Raw genomic sequence first — 14,632 nt, 5'->3', positions numbered from 1 at the left:
CGATTCCCGGATACCCCCGGGGTATGACTACACTGTACACAACGGAACGGCGACGCCCTCGCGTCGCGTGAGAGGAGTGGCCCGTGCGGGTGATCGTGATCGGTGGAGTGGCGGGCGGCATGTCCGCGGCGACGAGGCTCAGGCGGCTCGACGAATCGGCCGAGATCGTCGTGCTCGAACAGGGCAGCTACGTCTCCTACGCCAACTGCGGCCTGCCGTACTACGTCGGCGGTGAGATCGAGGACCGCGCCGAACTGCTGCTGCACACCCCCGAGTCGCTCACCGCGCGGTTCCGGCTCGATGTCCGCACGCAGCACGAGGCGATCGCGGTCGATCGTGCGGCCCGGCGGGTCGAGGTCATGGATCACCGCTCCGGCGTGCTCGTCGAGCTGGAGTACGACGTGCTCGTGCTGGCAGCGGGGGCGTCCGCCAATCCGCTCTCGGCCGCCGACATCCCCGTCCACACGCTCCGCACGGTCGACGACGTCGACGCGATCGACGCGCTGCTCCCCCGCGACGGCTCCGCGACGGCGCTCGTCGTCGGCGGCGGCTACATCGGCATCGAGGCCACCGAGAACCTCGTGCGGCGGGGCGTGCCCACCACGCTGGTGCACCGCGGTCCGCACGTGCTCGCCACCCTCGACCCCGAGCTCGCCGTGCTCGTCGAAGCCGAACTGCGCGCCAACGGCGTCGAGCTGCGCACCTCGACCGAGATCGAATCCGTCGACCGTGGCGAGGTGCGGCTGAGCGACGGTGAGCTGCTGCGACCCCGGCTCATCGTGAACGCGAGCGGCGCGACCCCCAACACCGGCCTCGCCCGCGCGGCCGGGCTGCGGCTCGGGGCCAACGGCGGTATCGCCGTCGACGCGCAGAACCGCACGAGCGATCCGCACGTGTACGCCGTCGGGGACGGCGTCGAGAAGATCGGCCTCGACGGCGAGGACGCCCTCGTCGCGATGGCGGGGCTCGCCAACCGGCACGGTCGCACGGCCGCCGACGTCATCGCCGGCCGGCCGGAGCGGAACTCCCCCGCACTCGGCACCACCGTGGTCCGCGTCTTCGGCCTCACGGCGGCGTCGCTCGGCTGGTCCGAAGGGCGCCTGCAGCGCGCGGGGCGTCCGTACCGGGCCGTGCACACGCATCCCATGTCGCACGCCGCGTACTTCCCGGGCGCCGAGCGCATGGCGCTGAAGCTGCTGATCGACCCGGCCGATGACGCCATCCTCGGCGCGCAGGCGGTCGGTGGCGCAGGTGTCGACAAGCGGATCGACGTGCTCGCCGTCGCGATGGCGGGCGGCATCACTGCGTCGGGTCTCGCGCGGCTGGAGCTCGCCTATGCGCCGCAGTACGGCCAGGCGAAGGACCCGATCAACCAGCTCGGCTACGTGGCCGACAACGTGCGCACCGGCACGACGGCGACCGTGCAGTGGCACGAGCTGCCGGCGCTGCAGCGCGACGGTGCCGCCGTGGTCGACGTCCGCAGTGATGCCGAGCGAGCGTCGGGGGCGATCCCGGGAGCCCTCGGCATCCCCCTCGACGAGCTGCGCGAGCGGCTCGACGAGCTGCCCGACGGGCCCGTCGTGGTCTACTGCCAGGTCGGCCAGCGCGGCCACACGGCGGCGCGCCTGCTCGTGCAGCACGGCGTCGACGCACGCAACCTCGACGGCGGGTACCGCACCTGGTCCGCCGGACGCGCGGCGGAGCTCGCCGCATCCGAGACGATGGAGGCACGATGAGCGACACGAACCAGTCCACGACGGCCGAGCGGCGGCAGCCCGCCGATCGCCTCGTCGCCAATCGGCTGAAGCGTGCGCAGGGGCAGCTCGCCGGCGTGATCGAAGCGGTCGAGTCCGGCGCCGACTGCCGCGAGGTCGTGCAGCGGCTCTCCGCCGTGGTCGGCGCGCTCGATCGTGCCGGATTCCTGATCATCTCCCACGCGATGCAGGACTGCCTGAGCGACGAGGACGCTGCAGACGCCGGCGCCCCGGGTCGCGAGGGCGCCGAGCGGTTGAGCCTCGACGAGGTCGAGAAGCTCTTCCTCTCGCTCGCCTGAGTTCGGCCGGCCGGCTCGGGCTACCCCTCCGGCCGGCCGGCTGCGAGCCACCCCGCGAGCCCGCGCAGTCCGGTACTCCACCGCCCGAGGTCGGTGGCGTCCGCGTGGCCGGTGATCACCTCGAGCAGTTCGGCCACGGCCCCGTCCGCATCCGCGGCCTCCAGTCGGGTGAGCGCGGAGAACACGCGCACCGAGTCCGATTCCGGGAACTCCCTTCGCGCTCGGTCGAGCACCTCGCGCGAGGCGTCGAGCTCACCGAGCCAGCGCAGGGTGCTGCCGTACTGGCAGAGACACCGGCGCAGCACGTCGCCTTCGAGTCCCAGCCGCAGGGCGCGCTCATAGTGCGTTCGCGCGAGCGCCTCCTGGCCGGCGGTGTCGTACGCGCCGCCCAGCTCGTACACGAGCACCGGGTGGTCCGGGTGCGCCGCGAGCAGCTCGCTGAAGTACCGGATGGTCGGGGCCATGTCCGCGCGATCACGGCGTTCGTAGCCGAGGCGGATCGCCTCCGCGAGTTCGGTGCTGAGCTCGGTCGCCATGTCGTCCCCTCGACGCATCCCTCGCGTCGCCCGGCGGCGCGCTCTCGCGGCTCATCCTACGGCGGGCCCGCGCCGCGAGCGATCGCGGACGGTACGCTCCCGCCGTGCCTACGCGTCCGTGCCTACGCGTCCGAGCCGGCTGTGTCAACCGTGCGCCGGTGCGGTCGCGCTCGTGGGAGAGTGGCGCACCCGCGCTCACCGGAACGGCGCAGGAGAGGACGAGCACATGACCGCCACCCCGGCCGACGCATCGCGCAGTGCCACGCACGACGCCGCCAGGCAGGCGATCGTCCTCGTCAGCTCGGTGCTCGCCATCGGCGCGGCCTTCCTCGGCTCGGGCGTGATCGTCGGCACGCCGATCCAGGACGCCGCGGGCGGGTACCTCTCGGCCGACGCCACCCTGGTCGCGCCGGGGACCGGGGCGTTCCGCATCTGGAGCGTGATCTACGCGGGGATGCTCGCCTACGCCATCTGGCAGGCGCTCCCCGCGCAACGGCACGACGAGCGCCAGCGCCGCCTCGGCTGGTGGGTGACGGCGTCGCTCCTGCTCAACGCGGTCTGGATCTTCACCGTGCAGCTCGACTTGCTCTGGCTCAGCCTGCCGATCATCGCGCTACTGCTCGCCGTGCTCTGCCGGCTCTTCGTGCTCCTGCGGCGGAGCACCCCGAAGAACCGGGTCGAGGCGGTCGTCGCCGACGGCTCGATCGGCCTGTACCTCGGCTGGGTGATCATCGCCACGGCGGCGAACGCCGCGGCCGTGCTCACCGCGGCGGGCTTCCGCGGCTTCGGGCTGGCGCCCGAGCTCTGGGCGGCCTTGGTCCTCGCGGTGGCGGCCGCGGTCGGCGTCTCGCTGGCGCTCTGGGGCGGCGGACGCATCGCGCCGACCCTGTCGCTCTGCTGGGGCATCTGCTGGGTCGCGGTCGCCAGGGCCACCGACGAACCGCGGTCCGAGGTGACGGCGGTGGTCGCGCTGCTGGCCGCCGCGGTCGTCATCGCGGCGACCGCGTTCGCGCGGATTCGCGCCGAGCGTCGCGTGCGCGGCTGACTCGAGCAGCGGACGGCCAGGATGGCGGTCAGCGCGGTTCTCCGTCGCCGAGCACGAAAAACCCCCGGGCTTCCGTGGAAGACCGGGGGCTCTTGGTGGATCTGAGGGGACTCGAACCCCTGACCCCCTGCATGCCATGCAGGTGCGCTACCAGCTGCGCCACAGACCCAGTGAGGCTTTCGCCTCTCGGTGTTCCCGCTCTCGCGGCAACAGATTCAGATTACACCACCTTCGGCGCGCTCGCGAATCCGAGCGGGCCTCACTCCCCCGCCGCGGAGGCGCCCGGGGCGTGCGGCACGAGATCGGCCACCGGAATGGCCGGGCAGTCCAGCCAGAGCCGCTCGAGCCCGTAGTACATGCGCTCCTCGCCGTGGAACACGTGCACGACGAGGTCGCCGAAGTCGATCAGCACCCAACGCCCACCATCGCGTCCCTCGCGGCGCAGCGTGCGCGAGCCGGCTTCGAGGAGGGCGTCCTCGATGCCCTCGGAGATCGCGACGACGTTGCGCTCCGACGAGCCGGTGACGAGGAAGAAGACGTCGGTGAACGGCGATTGCTCGGACACGTCGAGGGCGACGAAGTCCTCACCGCCCTTGGCATCCGCCGCGCGGACTGCGACGGCGAGGAGGTCGTGGGCGTGCTGAGAAGCGGTCATGCGCTCGCTTTCGAAGCTGAGAAGAAGGGAAGGATGGTCATGGTCGGCTCAGAACAGGCGGAAGACCGCGCCGATGACGAGCGTCGCGACGACGCCGAGGGCGAGGACGCCCGCCGTGATGGCGAGGACGAGCGGCACGTTGGCACCGTCCTTCTTCGGCGGCGCCATCATCTGCTTCGACGTCGTCTGCGTGCTGATGGCCTTGGTCGCGGAGACCGGCGCGACGCCCGCGGTCGCGGCGTCCTCGACGTGATCGAGCAGCCGGTCGATGTCGGACGAGTCGACCTGGCTCGGGTGCACGCCGGTCGCGCCGAAGCTGCGCGGGAGATCGATGGATCCGGTGACGATGACGTCATCGCCGGCCGCGGCCGGCGGCATAATCGTCGCGCCATCGGGCAACGACGGCAGGATGAGCGCGTTCGTCGTCGTCGGCACGCCGCGGGAGACCCCGCCTCGGCTCAGCAGCTGATCGAACGGCTCCGCCGCGTCATCCTCGTCGTCGGCGGCCATCTGGAGACTCCAGTGGCCCGTGTTCGGGGCCGGCTCGGCGGGCGCGACATCCGGGCGCGCGGCCGATCCGGGTTCTGCGGTCGGTGCCTTCGTCGGCTCGGCGGCCTTCGCCGGCTCGGGAGCAGCGCGCGGCGCCTCGGTGGGACGCGCTGGCGCCGGGTCGTCGATCGCCTCGGCGTCATCGACGTCGTCGAGCTGGTGGGTGTCGAGCATGGCGCGGAGCTCGCGCCGGGTCAGGGTGCGTTCCGGAGCGTTGCGGGCGGGGCCCTGGCCGCCCGCGGGTCGAGGCGCGGCGGGGCCTGCGTCGGACGCGGCGTCCCGCTTCGGCGGCGGCGCGAAGGCGCTCGGCGCCGTCTGCACGACGCGCTGCGGCGGAGCCGGGACGGCCGACTGCGGCGGAGCCGGGACGGCCGGCTGCGGCGGCGCAGCGGCCGGAACGGGACGAGCCTGCGGGGAGGTCTCGGGGGCGGCCGGTGCCGCGGCCTCCTCCTCGGAGGCGCGCTCGGCCCCTCCGGCGGCCTGCTCCTGCAGCCGTCGCTCGCGCTCGCGCGCCTCGCGCCGGGTCAGCGGCGGTTCCTGCGACGTCATTCGACACTCCGATACAGATGGTGCTTCGAGATGTACTGCACGACCCCGTCGGGCACCAGATACCACACCGGGAAACCCCGGTTCACGCGGTCACGGCAGTCGGTCGAGGAGATCGACAGTGCCGGGACCTCCAACAAGCTTACGTCCTGCTCCGGCAGACCGGTCACGGACAGCACATGGCCCGGGCGCGTGACCGCCACGAAGTGCGCGAGCTCCCAGAGCTCCGAGACGTCCTTCCAGGAGAGGATCTGCGCGATCGCGTCGGCCCCCGAGATGAAGAACAGATCGGCGTCGGGACGCTGCGCGCGGATGTCGCGGAGAGTGTCGATCGTATAGGTCGGCTTGCCCCGGTCGAGATCGACGCGGCTCACGGTGAACCGCGGATTCGAGGCGGTGGCGACCACCGTCATGAGGTAGCGGTGCTCGGCCGGCGTGACCACGGTCTTGTAGGTCGGCTCCCCGGTCGGGACGAAGACGACCTCGTCGAGGTCGAACGATTGGGCGACCTCGCTCGCCGCCACCAGGTGACCGTGGTGGATCGGGTCGAAGGTTCCGCCCATGACCCCCACTCTGGGGCGGCGATCACCGCTCATTCGAGGACCCTCAGTGGCCGCCGTGCTCGCTCCCGCCGTGGCGCTTCGCGTACGCCTCGGCCTTCGCACGGTGCCGGTTGGCGACGTCGCGGTACGAGTACGTCACGATGCCGAGCGCGAAGAACACGATGAGCGCGACGAGCCCGTACACGTAGGTCTCGACGGGGAGCTCCCGCGCGTGCACCGTCTCGGCGAAAACAACGGCCATCAGGCTCATTCGAGGATTCCTTTCGTAGCCCGCGCGGGATTCGCGCAGAACGCTCCGGCCAGTCTACCGAGTACGGAGACGGTTCGACGGATCAGCCGCGCACGTGCCCCGCGCCTCGGACCAGCCATTTCGTGCTCGTGAGCTGCGGGAGGCCCATCGGACCGCGGGCGTGGAGCTTCTGCGTCGAGATGCCGACTTCGGCGCCGAAGCCGAATTCGGCGCCGTCCGTGAAGCGGGTGGAGGCGTTGACCATGACGGCGGCCGCGTCGACCTCGTCGAGGAAGCGCTCGGCGTTCGCGAGGTCGTTCGTCACGATCGACTCGGTGTGCTTCGTCGAGTAGCGACGGATGTGCGCGAGGGCGTCGTCGAGCGAGTCGACGACGCCGACCGAGATCTCGAGGCTCATGTGCTCCGTCGCCCAGTCCTCCTCGGTGACCGGCGCGAGGTCGGGGCGCATGGCGCGCACCGTCTCGTCGGCGTGCACCGTCACGCCGGCCGCCTCGAGCCTCTCGAGCACGGGCGGGAGCAGCCGCTCGGCGGCCCCGCGGTGCACGAGCAGCGTCTCGAGCGCGTTGCAGACGCTCGGGCGCTGCACCTTCGCGTTGTGCACGAGCTCGACCGACCAGTCCTCGCGGGCGCTCTCGTCGAGGTACATGTGCACGACGCCGGCTCCGGTCTCGATGACGGGCACCTTCGCCTGCTCGACGACGGCGCGGATGAGCCCGGCGCTCCCGCGCGGGATCAGCACATCGACGAACTCGCGCGCCTGCATGAGGTGGTTCGCGCCGGCTCGGCCGAAGTCGTCGACGGTCTGCACCGCCTCGCCCGGCAGTCCGGCCGCCTCGAGGGCGTCGCGGAGCAGCTGCACGAGGACCGCGTTCGTGCGCTCCGCCGCGCTGCCGCCGCGGAGCACGACGGCGTTGCCGCTCTTCAGCGCGAGCACCGCGATGTCGATGGTCACGTTCGGACGGGCCTCGTAGATCGCGCCGACGACGCCGAGCGGGACCCGGACCTGGTCGATACGGACGCCGTTCGGCAGCGAGCGCCCGCTCACGGACTCCCCCACCGGATCGTCGAGGCCGATGACCTCGAGCACGGCGTCGGCGATGGCGCCGATGCGCCGTTCGTCGAGCGTCAGTCGATCGAGCAGCCCGGTGGACAGGCCCTGCTCACGGCCGGCGTCGAGGTCGCCGGCGTTCGCCGCCACGATCTCGGCCGCCCGCTCGCGGAGCAGACGCGAGACCTGCTCGAGCGCCGCGTCCTTCGTGCTGGTGGTCGCACGGCCGAGGGCGCGCGAGGCCTCCTTCGCCGCGGCGAAGCGACCGTCGAGCACCTGGAGATCGAGATCCGACATGCCCCAAGCCTAGGCGAGGGCGGCGCCCTCGGCGGCCGTGTGACGGGCCGGGTCCGGCTCGAACCAGGTGCCGACGTCGTCCCCCGCGAGCGCCCGGTCGACGAGCGGCGTCGCGGTGATCAGTACCGAAGTGCCGGCCTCGGCGGCGATGCGCGCGGCGGAGACCTTCGTCTCGGCGCCGCCCGTGCCCACGCCCGCACGGCCGACGGAGCCGATCTCGACCCCCGCGAGGGCGTCGCCGAAGGGAACCCGGGCGATGCGCTCGGCCCCTGGCAGATGCGGCGGCTTCGTGTAGAGCGCGTCCACGTCGGAGAGGAGCACGAGCAGCTCGGCGCCGATCAGCTGCGCGACGAGCGCCGCCAGCCGGTCGTTGTCGCCGAAGCGGATCTCGTGCGTCGCGACGGTGTCGTTCTCGTTCACGATCGGCAGGATGCGCAGGCCGAGCAGCCGCTCCATGGCGCGCTGGGCGTTCGAGCGGTGCGTCGGGTTCTCGAGGTCGCCCGCGGTGAGCAGCACCTGGCCCGCGATGATGCCGAAGCGATCGAGGGACTGCTGATACCGGAAGACGAGCAGGTTCTGCCCGACGGAGGCCGCGGCCTGCTGGGTGGCGAGGTCGTCGGGCCGCGCGTCGAGCTTCAGGTAGGGCATCCCGGTCGCGATGGCCCCAGAGGAGACCAGGACAACCTCGGCGCCGCGGCCGTGGGCGGCCGCGAGCGCGTCGACGAGCGGGGCGATCTGTCCGGCGTTCTCGCCGCTGATCGAGGAGGAGCCGACCTTGACGACGATGCGCGTCGCGGCGGGCACGTCCGCCCGCTCCATGGGCGTCATCCCTGCTCCTCGTCGGACCAGAGGCCTGCCTCCCGCTCGCGCTCGAGCTCGGCGCGGGCCTCGGCCTTCGCGTCCATGCGGTCGTGGTAGTCGCTGCGGCGCTCCGCGCGGGTCGCGCGACGGTTGTCGTCGAAGCGCGTGTCGGTGCCGCGCGGCGAGGTGATGAGCTCGGCCGTCGAGGTGAGCGTCGGCTCCCAGTCGAAGACGATGCCCGCACCGGGGCCGATGACCACGGTCGAACCGGCCGTGGCCCCCGCGCGCACGAGCTCGTCTTCCACGCCGAGTCGGGCGAGCCGGTCGGCGAGGTAGCCGACGGCCTCGTCGTTCGCGAAGTCGGTCTGGTGCACCCAGCGCTCCGGCTTCGTGCCGAGCACCCGGTAGATCGTGCCGTAGCTGCCGCCCTCGGGGCGGACCACGAACTCGGGCGCGTTCACCGCCTTCGGGCGCAGGACGATCCGCTCGGGCGCCGGCTTCTCGGCCTGGCGGGCGCGCTCTTCGTCGACGACCGCGCCGAGCGCGAAGCCGAGAGCGCGCAGGCCCTCGTGGCTCACGGTCGAGATCTCGAAGACGCGGTAGCCGCGCGCCTCGAGCTCGGGCTTCACGAACTCGGCGAGCTCCTTCGCCTCGGGCACGTCGACCTTGTTCAGCGCGATGAGCTGCGGGCGCTCGAGGAGCGGCACCTGCCCCTCGGGAACCGGGTAGGCGGCGAGCTCGGCGAGGATGACGTCGAGGTCGCTGATCGGGTCGCGCCCCGGCTCGAGCGTGGCGCAGTCGAGCACGTGCAGCAGGGCCGAGCAGCGCTCGACGTGGCGGAGGAACTCGAGCCCGAGGCCCTTGCCCTCGCTCGCGCCCTCGATGAGGCCGGGCACGTCGGCGACGGTGAAGCGGTGATCGCCCGCCTCGACGACGCCGAGGTTCGGGTGCAGCGTCGTGAACGGGTAGTCCGCGATCTTCGGTCGCGCGGCCGACATGGCGGCGATGAGGCTCGACTTGCCGGCGGACGGGTAGCCCACGAGCGCGACGTCGGCGATCGTCTTCAGCTCGAGGATGATCTCGCCCTCGAAGCCGGGCGTGCCGAGCAGCGCGAAGCCGGGGGCCTTGCGCTTCGTCGTCGCGAGCGAGGCGTTGCCCAGGCCGCCCTGGCCGCCCTGGGCCGCGACGAAGCGCATGCCGGGCTCGGCGAGGTCGGCGAGCTCCTCGCCCGACTCGTCCTTCACGACCGTGCCGACGGGGACCGGGAGGATGACGTCCTCGCCCGTCACGCCCGAGCGGTTGTCGCCCATGCCGGGCTGACCGTTCGGCGACGTGCGGTGCGGGCGTCCGTGGTACGTGAGCAGCGTGGTGACCTGCGGATCGGCGACGAGCACGATGTCGCCGCCGTCGCCGCCGTTGCCGCCATCGGGGCCCGCCAGGGGCTTGAACTTCTCCCGACGGACGGAGACGCAGCCGTTGCCGCCGTGGCCGGCGCGCACGAACAGGCGCACCTCATCGACGAAGCTGACCATGCCGCGTCATCCTCTCTCCGAGCCTCGCTCGGAAAACACGTGAGGGCGAGCCGAAGCCCGCCCTCACGAAAGCAATCGCTCGACTACTCGCCGACCGCCACGATGTTGACGACCTTGCGGCCGCCCTTCGCGCCGAACTCGACGGCACCCGCCTCGAGGGCGAACAGGGTGTCGTCGCCGCCACGGCCGACGTTCGCGCCGGGGTGGAAGTGGGTGCCGCGCTGGCGGACGATGATCTCGCCGGCCTTCACGACCTGGCCGCCGAAGCGCTTCACGCCGAGGCGCTGGGCGTTCGAGTCACGACCGTTGCGAGTGGAGCTCGCTCCCTTTTTGTGTGCCATGTCAGTCTCTCCTTGCGGGCCTGGTCGTTACTTGATGCCGGTGACCTTGACGCGCGTGAGCTCCTGACGGTGGCCCTGGCGCTTCTTGTAGCCGGTCTTGTTCTTGAACTTCTGGATCACGATCTTCGGGCCGCGCAGGTCCTCGAGGACCTCGGCGGTGACCGTGACCTTCGCGAGCGACTTGGCGTCGGAGGTGATCTTGTCGCCGTCGACGAGGAGGACCGGGACGAGCTGGACCTTGCCGTCCTCGCCCGCCTTGACGCGGTCCATCGTCACGATGGTGCCGACTTCGACCTTCTCCTGCCGACCGCCGGCGCGCACTACTGCGTAAACCACTACTCGTACCTAACTCCGGGGAGCCTCTGGGGCTCCGTCTGTCTCATGGGATGTCACTGCGCGGTCGCCCCAGCGGGAAAAGAAGGGTGATGACTGCCAGAAAACTGTCGGGCACACCGGGATAAGCGGCGGCACCAACGGTCGAGTTTACCGGATGCCGGAGAGCCTCGCAAACAGGCGGCCCCGGCGCGTCCCGCCGGGCCGAGCGGATGCCTCGCACTCGTGCGGGCATAGGATCGGCGCCATGACCGTCCTCATCGACACGCCGCTCTGGCCGAAGCACGGCACGGTGTGGGCGCACCTCGTGAGCGACGACTCGATCGCCGAACTGCAGGCCTTCGCCGAGCGCGCCGGCCTGCCTCCGCGGAGCTTCGATCTCGACCACTACGACGTGCCCGTCGAGCGGTACGACGACCTCGTCGCGGCCGGGGCGGTGCCCGTGGAGCCGCGCGAGCTCGTCCGTCGGCTGCAGGCGAGCGGGCTGCGCGTCACGCCGAGGGAGCGCCGGGAGCGCCGCGCCTCGGCGTGACCGGGCTCAGTCCTCCTGCGGGCGGGTGATGACCGGCGCTTCGCCGCCGGCGCTCGACGCCGTGCTCACCCGCCGGCTGCGGGCGCGGCCCTCCCCCGCCTTCTTCGGCGCGGGCAGCGCGTCGAGGACGGAGTCGAGCAGGTGCTCGGTGTCGACCGGCGGGTTCGGCCGGCTGCGCACGGGCGCCTCCGGGAGCTCGATCACCGGGACGATCGGCGCGGCGACGGGCTCCGCAGCGGGTGCGGCCGCTCCGGCCTCGCGCTCACGCGCGGGTCGCTCCTGCGGGGCATCCGCGCCGTCGACGCTCGCCTCGCCCTGCTGTTCGGCGCCCTGCTGGGCGCTGCTCGCGCGGCGACGGCCGCGACGGCGCGAGGAGCGGGGCTCGGCGGGCGCGGCATCGGCCGCCGCCTGCTCCGCCTCGCGGGGCTCGCCGCCAGCGAGCGTCGACGCGGCGATCTGCGCGAGGGCGTGCTTCGCGTCCTCGGTGATGCCGTGGGTGCCCGCGGACGCCGACTTGTCCGGCTGGGACTGCTGCGGCTGCGGCTCACGGTCGCGACCGCCCCCGCTGCCACCGCCGTTGCCGCGACCGCGACGGCGCTCGGGCTGCTGCTGCGGGGCGCGGTGCCGGAAGACGGGCTCGTGGTGCACGATGATGCCGCGGCCGGCGCAGGTCTCGCACGGCTCCGAGAACGACTCCAGGAGGCCCAGGCCGAGCTTCTTGCGGGTCATCTGCACGAGGCCGAGCGAGGTGACCTCGGCGACCTGGTGCTTGGTGCGGTCCCGCGAGAGGCACTCGACGAGACGGCGCAGGACGAGGTCGCGGTTCGACTCGAGCACCATGTCGATGAAGTCGACCACGATGATGCCGCCGATGTCGCGGAGCCGCAGCTGCCGGACGATCTCTTCGGCCGCCTCGAGGTTGTTCTTGGTGACCGTCTCCTCGAGGTTGCCGCCGGAGCCGACGAACTTGCCCGTGTTGACGTCGACGACCGTCATCGCCTCGGTGCGGTCGATGACGAGCGAACCTCCCGAGGGCAGCCACACCTTGCGGTCGAGCGCCTTCTCGATCTGCTCCGAGATGCGGTACTCGTCGAAGGCGTCCTTCTCGCCCTCGTAGGCCTCGACGCGCTCGAGCAGGTCGGGGGCGACCTGCCGGAGGTAGCGCTCGATGGTCTCGCGGGCCTCGTCGCCCGAGATGATCATCTTCTGGAAGTCCTCGTTGAAGACGTCGCGGACGATCTTGATCAGCAGATCGGGCTCGGAGTGCAGCAGCGCGGGCGCCTGCACCTTCTCGAGGGTCGCCGAGATCTCAGACCACTGCGAGATCAGCCGGTTCACGTCGAGGGTCAGCTGCTCCTCGGTGGCGCCCTCGGCCGCGGTGCGCACGATCACGCCCTGGTTCTCGGGCAGCACCTCCTTGAGGATCTTCTTCAGCCGGGCGCGCTCGGTGTCGGGGAGCTTGCGGCTGATGCCGTTCATGGAGCCGTTCGGCACGTAGACGAGGTAGCGGCCGGGCAGCGAGATCTGGCTCGTCAGGCGCGCGCCCTTGTGGCCGACCGGGTCCTTCGTGACCTGCACGAGGACGCGGTCGCCGGGCTTCAGCGCGAGCTCGATGCGGCGGGGCTGGTTCTTCTCGCCGTTCTCGGCGGCGGCCTCCCAGTCGACCTCGCCCGAGTAGAGCACGGCGTTCCGGCCGCGGCCGATGTCGACGAACGCGGCCTCCATGCTCGGCAGCACGTTCTGGACGCGGCCGAGGTAGACGTTGCCGATGAGCGAGGCGTCCTGGTTGCGTGCGACGTAGTGCTCGACGAGCACGCTGTCCTCGAGCACGCCGATCTGGATGCGGCCGCCCTTCTGGCGGACGACCATCTGCCGGTCGACGGCCTCGCGGCGGGCGAGGAACTCCGACTCGGTGATGACCGCCCGGCGGCGACCGGCGTCGCGACCGTCGCGACGGCGCTGCTTCTTCGCCTCGAGGCGGGTCGAGCCCTTGACCTTCTGCGGCTCGGTGATGAGCTCGGGCTCACGCGGCTTGCGCACCTTGACGACGTTGTTCGCCGGGGCGTCGCCGTTCGAACGGGCCTCTTCGCCGCTGCGGCGGCGGGTGCGCCGGCGCACGCTCGAGGACTCGTCGCGCTCGTCGTCGTCCTCGGCGCGCTCCGGCACGACGAGGACAGGCGGCGCCCGGAAGATCAGCGACGTCGTCGAGATCGGCCCGGTGATCGGCCGCAGCTCCGCGGCCGGCTCGGGCTCGGCGCTCACGGCGTCGTCGGACGTGCCGCTCGGCGCGGCGGCGCCGGCGTCGACGGTCGGGACCTCCTCGGCGTCGGGCGTCTCGCCCGCCGCTGCCGCCGGCGTCTCGGCCGCATCTGCGGCGGGCGTCCCGAGGGCGGCATCCGTCACTGCGGATGCCGGGGCCTCGGCGGGCTCGGCCACCGCAGCGTCGTCCGCCGGCGCGGGAGCGACCTCGTCGGCGCGGGGCACGAGCGTCGCTCGCCGGCCGCCGCGCCGGGCGCCGAACAGGCCGCCGAGTCGCTTGGCCCCGCGGGCCGAATCGTTCGTGGGGTTCTCGTTGTTGCCTTCCACCATCTCTGGTGCACTCCTACACCGGTGGCTCGACCTCGTCGGCCGGCCTCCGTACTCCTCGGAGCGGCCCCCGCGTGCGGGTGACCGCCAACTCTTCTCTGCGACGGGGCGGATGGTGCCTCGGTCGCGACATCTCCGCGGCGGGTTCGCCGCGTCTCGGATGCCTGGGCATCCTCAAAGCCTTCGCCGGCGCTGGACCGGGCTGGTCCGAACCGACTTCCCTCCGATTATCGCACGCCCGCCGCCGCGCGGGTGGAATCCCCGCAGCTGCGCCCCCGGCGGGCGTGTCAGAATACGACCATGCCCGACTCCGCTCGCCGCACGCGCCCGATCGGCCTCGCCGTCTTCCTGCTCATCGCCGGCGCCCTCGGGCTCCTCGCCGCGTGGGAGCTCTCGGTCGAGAAGGTGCTCACGCTCATCGATCCGACGCACGTGCCGAACTGCAACGTCGGCGTGCTGGTCGGTTGCGCCACGAACCTCGAGTCGTGGCAGGGCTCCGTGTTCGGCTTCCCGAACCCGTTCATCGGCGTGGCGGCGTGGCCCGTCGTCATCACGATCGCGATCGGCATCCTCGCGGGCGCCCGCTTCGCGCGCTGGTTCTGGGTCGGGCTCAACGTGGGCGTCGCCGGGGCGCTCGTCTTCGTCGGCTGGCTCATCTTCCAGAGCATCTACGTGCTCGACGTGCTGTGCCCCTGGTGCATGCTCACCTGGGCGGTCACGATCCCGACCTTCTGGGTGGTTACGCTGCACAATCTGCGGGAGGGCAACCTCCCGGCGTCGGCGCGGGTCAAGCGGCTCGCCGCGTCCTGGTTCGGCTGGATCCCGCTCATCACCGTGGTCTGCTACGCGATCGTCATCTTCCTCGCGCAGGTGCAGATGGACGCCATCCCGCGCGTGCTGCTCGATCTGCAGAACCTCTTCCGCTGAGCCCGGCGCGACTCCGAACCCCGGCGAAACGCCGAACG

At 72.0% G+C, this 14,632-nt stretch carries 16 protein-coding genes and 1 tRNA gene; 5 read left to right on the top strand and 12 right to left on the bottom strand.

Annotated features, from left to right (window positions below):
- Positions 1-83 precede the first annotated feature (83 nt).
- Together IEY71_RS09715 and IEY71_RS09710 are read left to right on the top strand one after the other, a co-directional pair.
- The gene (locus IEY71_RS09715) at positions 84-1,736 is read left to right on the top strand and encodes an FAD-dependent oxidoreductase (protein ID WP_189084987.1); all 1,653 of its coding nucleotides are present in this window, start codon (positions 84-86) and stop codon (positions 1,734-1,736) included.
- On the top strand, positions 1,733-2,053 hold the full coding sequence (locus tag IEY71_RS09710) for a metal-sensitive transcriptional regulator (RefSeq protein WP_189084986.1): 321 nt from the start codon (positions 1,733-1,735) through the stop codon (positions 2,051-2,053). The genes IEY71_RS09715 and IEY71_RS09710 overlap by 4 nt, the downstream gene beginning before the upstream one ends.
- A gap of 20 nt (positions 2,054-2,073) precedes the next feature.
- Here the strand turns inward: IEY71_RS09710 and IEY71_RS09705 are convergent, their stop codons facing one another.
- Positions 2,074-2,589 carry a tetratricopeptide repeat protein gene (locus IEY71_RS09705; protein WP_189084985.1) on the bottom strand — a complete coding sequence of 172 codons (516 nt, stop codon included), beginning with the start codon at positions 2,587-2,589 and terminating at the stop codon, positions 2,074-2,076.
- Between the two features lie 226 nt (positions 2,590-2,815).
- Here IEY71_RS09705 and IEY71_RS09700 point away from each other — a divergent pair, with 226 nt between their 5' ends.
- Positions 2,816-3,634, top strand: coding sequence for a TspO-related membrane protein (locus IEY71_RS09700; protein ID WP_189084984.1), 819 nt, complete (start codon positions 2,816-2,818; stop codon positions 3,632-3,634).
- Between the two features lie 93 nt (positions 3,635-3,727).
- Here IEY71_RS09700 and IEY71_RS09695 read toward each other — a convergent pair.
- From IEY71_RS09695 to rplU, 10 genes are all read right to left on the bottom strand, one after another.
- A tRNA-Ala gene (locus IEY71_RS09695) sits at positions 3,728-3,803 on the bottom strand.
- A 90-nt stretch (positions 3,804-3,893) separates the two neighbouring features.
- A complete protein-coding gene (rsfS, locus tag IEY71_RS09690; RefSeq protein ID WP_189084983.1) occupies positions 3,894-4,289 on the bottom strand; it encodes a ribosome silencing factor in 396 nt (131 codons plus the stop codon).
- 48 nt (positions 4,290-4,337) lie between these two features.
- Positions 4,338-5,387 carry a hypothetical protein gene (locus IEY71_RS09685; RefSeq protein WP_189084982.1) on the bottom strand — a complete coding sequence of 350 codons (1,050 nt, stop codon included), beginning with the start codon at positions 5,385-5,387 and terminating at the stop codon, positions 4,338-4,340.
- On the bottom strand, positions 5,384-5,980 hold the full coding sequence (gene nadD / locus IEY71_RS09680; RefSeq protein ID WP_189084981.1) for a nicotinate-nucleotide adenylyltransferase: 597 nt from the start codon (positions 5,978-5,980) through the stop codon (positions 5,384-5,386). Before nadD ends, IEY71_RS09685 begins: the two co-directional genes overlap by 4 nt.
- Before the next feature lie 10 nt (positions 5,981-5,990).
- On the bottom strand, positions 5,991-6,188 hold the full coding sequence (locus IEY71_RS09675; protein WP_308426135.1) for a hypothetical protein: 198 nt from the start codon (positions 6,186-6,188) through the stop codon (positions 5,991-5,993).
- Between the two features lie 91 nt (positions 6,189-6,279).
- Positions 6,280-7,542: a glutamate-5-semialdehyde dehydrogenase gene (locus IEY71_RS09670; protein ID WP_189084979.1), complete on the bottom strand. Its 1,263-nt coding sequence runs from the start codon at positions 7,540-7,542 to the stop codon at positions 6,280-6,282.
- Between the two features lie 9 nt (positions 7,543-7,551).
- Positions 7,552-8,370, bottom strand: a complete 819-nt coding sequence (gene proB / locus IEY71_RS09665) for a glutamate 5-kinase (protein WP_189084978.1) — start codon at positions 8,368-8,370, stop codon at positions 7,552-7,554.
- Positions 8,367-9,875 carry a GTPase ObgE gene (obgE, locus tag IEY71_RS09660; RefSeq protein WP_189084977.1) on the bottom strand — a complete coding sequence of 503 codons (1,509 nt, stop codon included), beginning with the start codon at positions 9,873-9,875 and terminating at the stop codon, positions 8,367-8,369. Before obgE ends, proB begins: the two co-directional genes overlap by 4 nt.
- 83 nt (positions 9,876-9,958) lie before the next feature.
- On the bottom strand, positions 9,959-10,216 hold the full coding sequence (gene rpmA / locus IEY71_RS09655; protein WP_189084976.1) for a 50S ribosomal protein L27: 258 nt from the start codon (positions 10,214-10,216) through the stop codon (positions 9,959-9,961).
- A gap of 27 nt (positions 10,217-10,243) precedes the next feature.
- Positions 10,244-10,552, bottom strand: a complete 309-nt coding sequence (gene rplU, locus IEY71_RS09650) for a 50S ribosomal protein L21 (RefSeq protein ID WP_189084975.1) — start codon at positions 10,550-10,552, stop codon at positions 10,244-10,246.
- 244 nt (positions 10,553-10,796) lie between these two features.
- Here rplU and IEY71_RS09645 point away from each other — a divergent pair, with 244 nt between their 5' ends.
- The gene (locus IEY71_RS09645; protein ID WP_189084974.1) at positions 10,797-11,081 is read left to right on the top strand and encodes a DUF4031 domain-containing protein; all 285 of its coding nucleotides are present in this window, start codon (positions 10,797-10,799) and stop codon (positions 11,079-11,081) included.
- 6 nt (positions 11,082-11,087) lie between these two features.
- Here IEY71_RS09645 and IEY71_RS09640 read toward each other — a convergent pair whose 3' ends face one another.
- Positions 11,088-13,670, bottom strand: coding sequence for an Rne/Rng family ribonuclease (locus IEY71_RS09640; RefSeq protein WP_189084973.1), 2,583 nt, complete (start codon positions 13,668-13,670; stop codon positions 11,088-11,090).
- Between the two features lie 297 nt (positions 13,671-13,967).
- Between IEY71_RS09640 and IEY71_RS09635 the strand changes: the two genes are divergently transcribed.
- On the top strand, positions 13,968-14,594 hold the full coding sequence (locus tag IEY71_RS09635; RefSeq protein ID WP_189084972.1) for a vitamin K epoxide reductase family protein: 627 nt from the start codon (positions 13,968-13,970) through the stop codon (positions 14,592-14,594).
- Positions 14,595-14,632: the final 38 nt, after the last annotated feature.

This window comes from Agromyces mediolanus, from assembly GCF_014648575.1.
Taxonomy (GTDB): domain Bacteria; phylum Actinomycetota; class Actinomycetes; order Actinomycetales; family Microbacteriaceae; genus Agromyces; species Agromyces mediolanus.
Note: the sequence above shows the minus strand (reverse complement) of the source record. Positions and strands in the feature narration are given on the sequence as shown.

Bases quoted from the DNA above. Each gene is read 5' to 3' on its own strand.
- IEY71_RS09710 (WP_189084986.1), top strand. From the start codon at position 1,733: ATGAGCGACACGAACCAGTCCACGACGGCCGAGCGGCGGCAGCCCGCC.
- IEY71_RS09705 (WP_189084985.1), bottom strand. From the start codon at position 2,589: ATGGCGACCGAGCTCAGCACCGAACTCGCGGAGGCGATCCGCCTCGGC.
- IEY71_RS09700 (WP_189084984.1), top strand. From the start codon at position 2,816: ATGACCGCCACCCCGGCCGACGCATCGCGCAGTGCCACGCACGACGCC.
- rsfS (WP_189084983.1), bottom strand. From the start codon at position 4,289: ATGACCGCTTCTCAGCACGCCCACGACCTCCTCGCCGTCGCAGTCCGC.
- IEY71_RS09685 (WP_189084982.1), bottom strand. From the start codon at position 5,387: ATGACGTCGCAGGAACCGCCGCTGACCCGGCGCGAGGCGCGCGAGCGC.
- nadD (WP_189084981.1), bottom strand. From the start codon at position 5,980: ATGAGCGGTGATCGCCGCCCCAGAGTGGGGGTCATGGGCGGAACCTTC.
- IEY71_RS09675 (WP_308426135.1), bottom strand. From the start codon at position 6,188: ATGGCCGTTGTTTTCGCCGAGACGGTGCACGCGCGGGAGCTCCCCGTC.
- IEY71_RS09670 (WP_189084979.1), bottom strand. From the start codon at position 7,542: ATGTCGGATCTCGATCTCCAGGTGCTCGACGGTCGCTTCGCCGCGGCG.
- proB (WP_189084978.1), bottom strand. From the start codon at position 8,370: ATGACGCCCATGGAGCGGGCGGACGTGCCCGCCGCGACGCGCATCGTC.
- obgE (WP_189084977.1), bottom strand. From the start codon at position 9,875: ATGGTCAGCTTCGTCGATGAGGTGCGCCTGTTCGTGCGCGCCGGCCAC.
- rpmA (WP_189084976.1), bottom strand. From the start codon at position 10,216: ATGGCACACAAAAAGGGAGCGAGCTCCACTCGCAACGGTCGTGACTCG.
- IEY71_RS09645 (WP_189084974.1), top strand. From the start codon at position 10,797: ATGACCGTCCTCATCGACACGCCGCTCTGGCCGAAGCACGGCACGGTG.
- IEY71_RS09640 (WP_189084973.1), bottom strand. From the start codon at position 13,670: ATGGTGGAAGGCAACAACGAGAACCCCACGAACGATTCGGCCCGCGGG.
- IEY71_RS09635 (WP_189084972.1), top strand. From the start codon at position 13,968: ATGCCCGACTCCGCTCGCCGCACGCGCCCGATCGGCCTCGCCGTCTTC.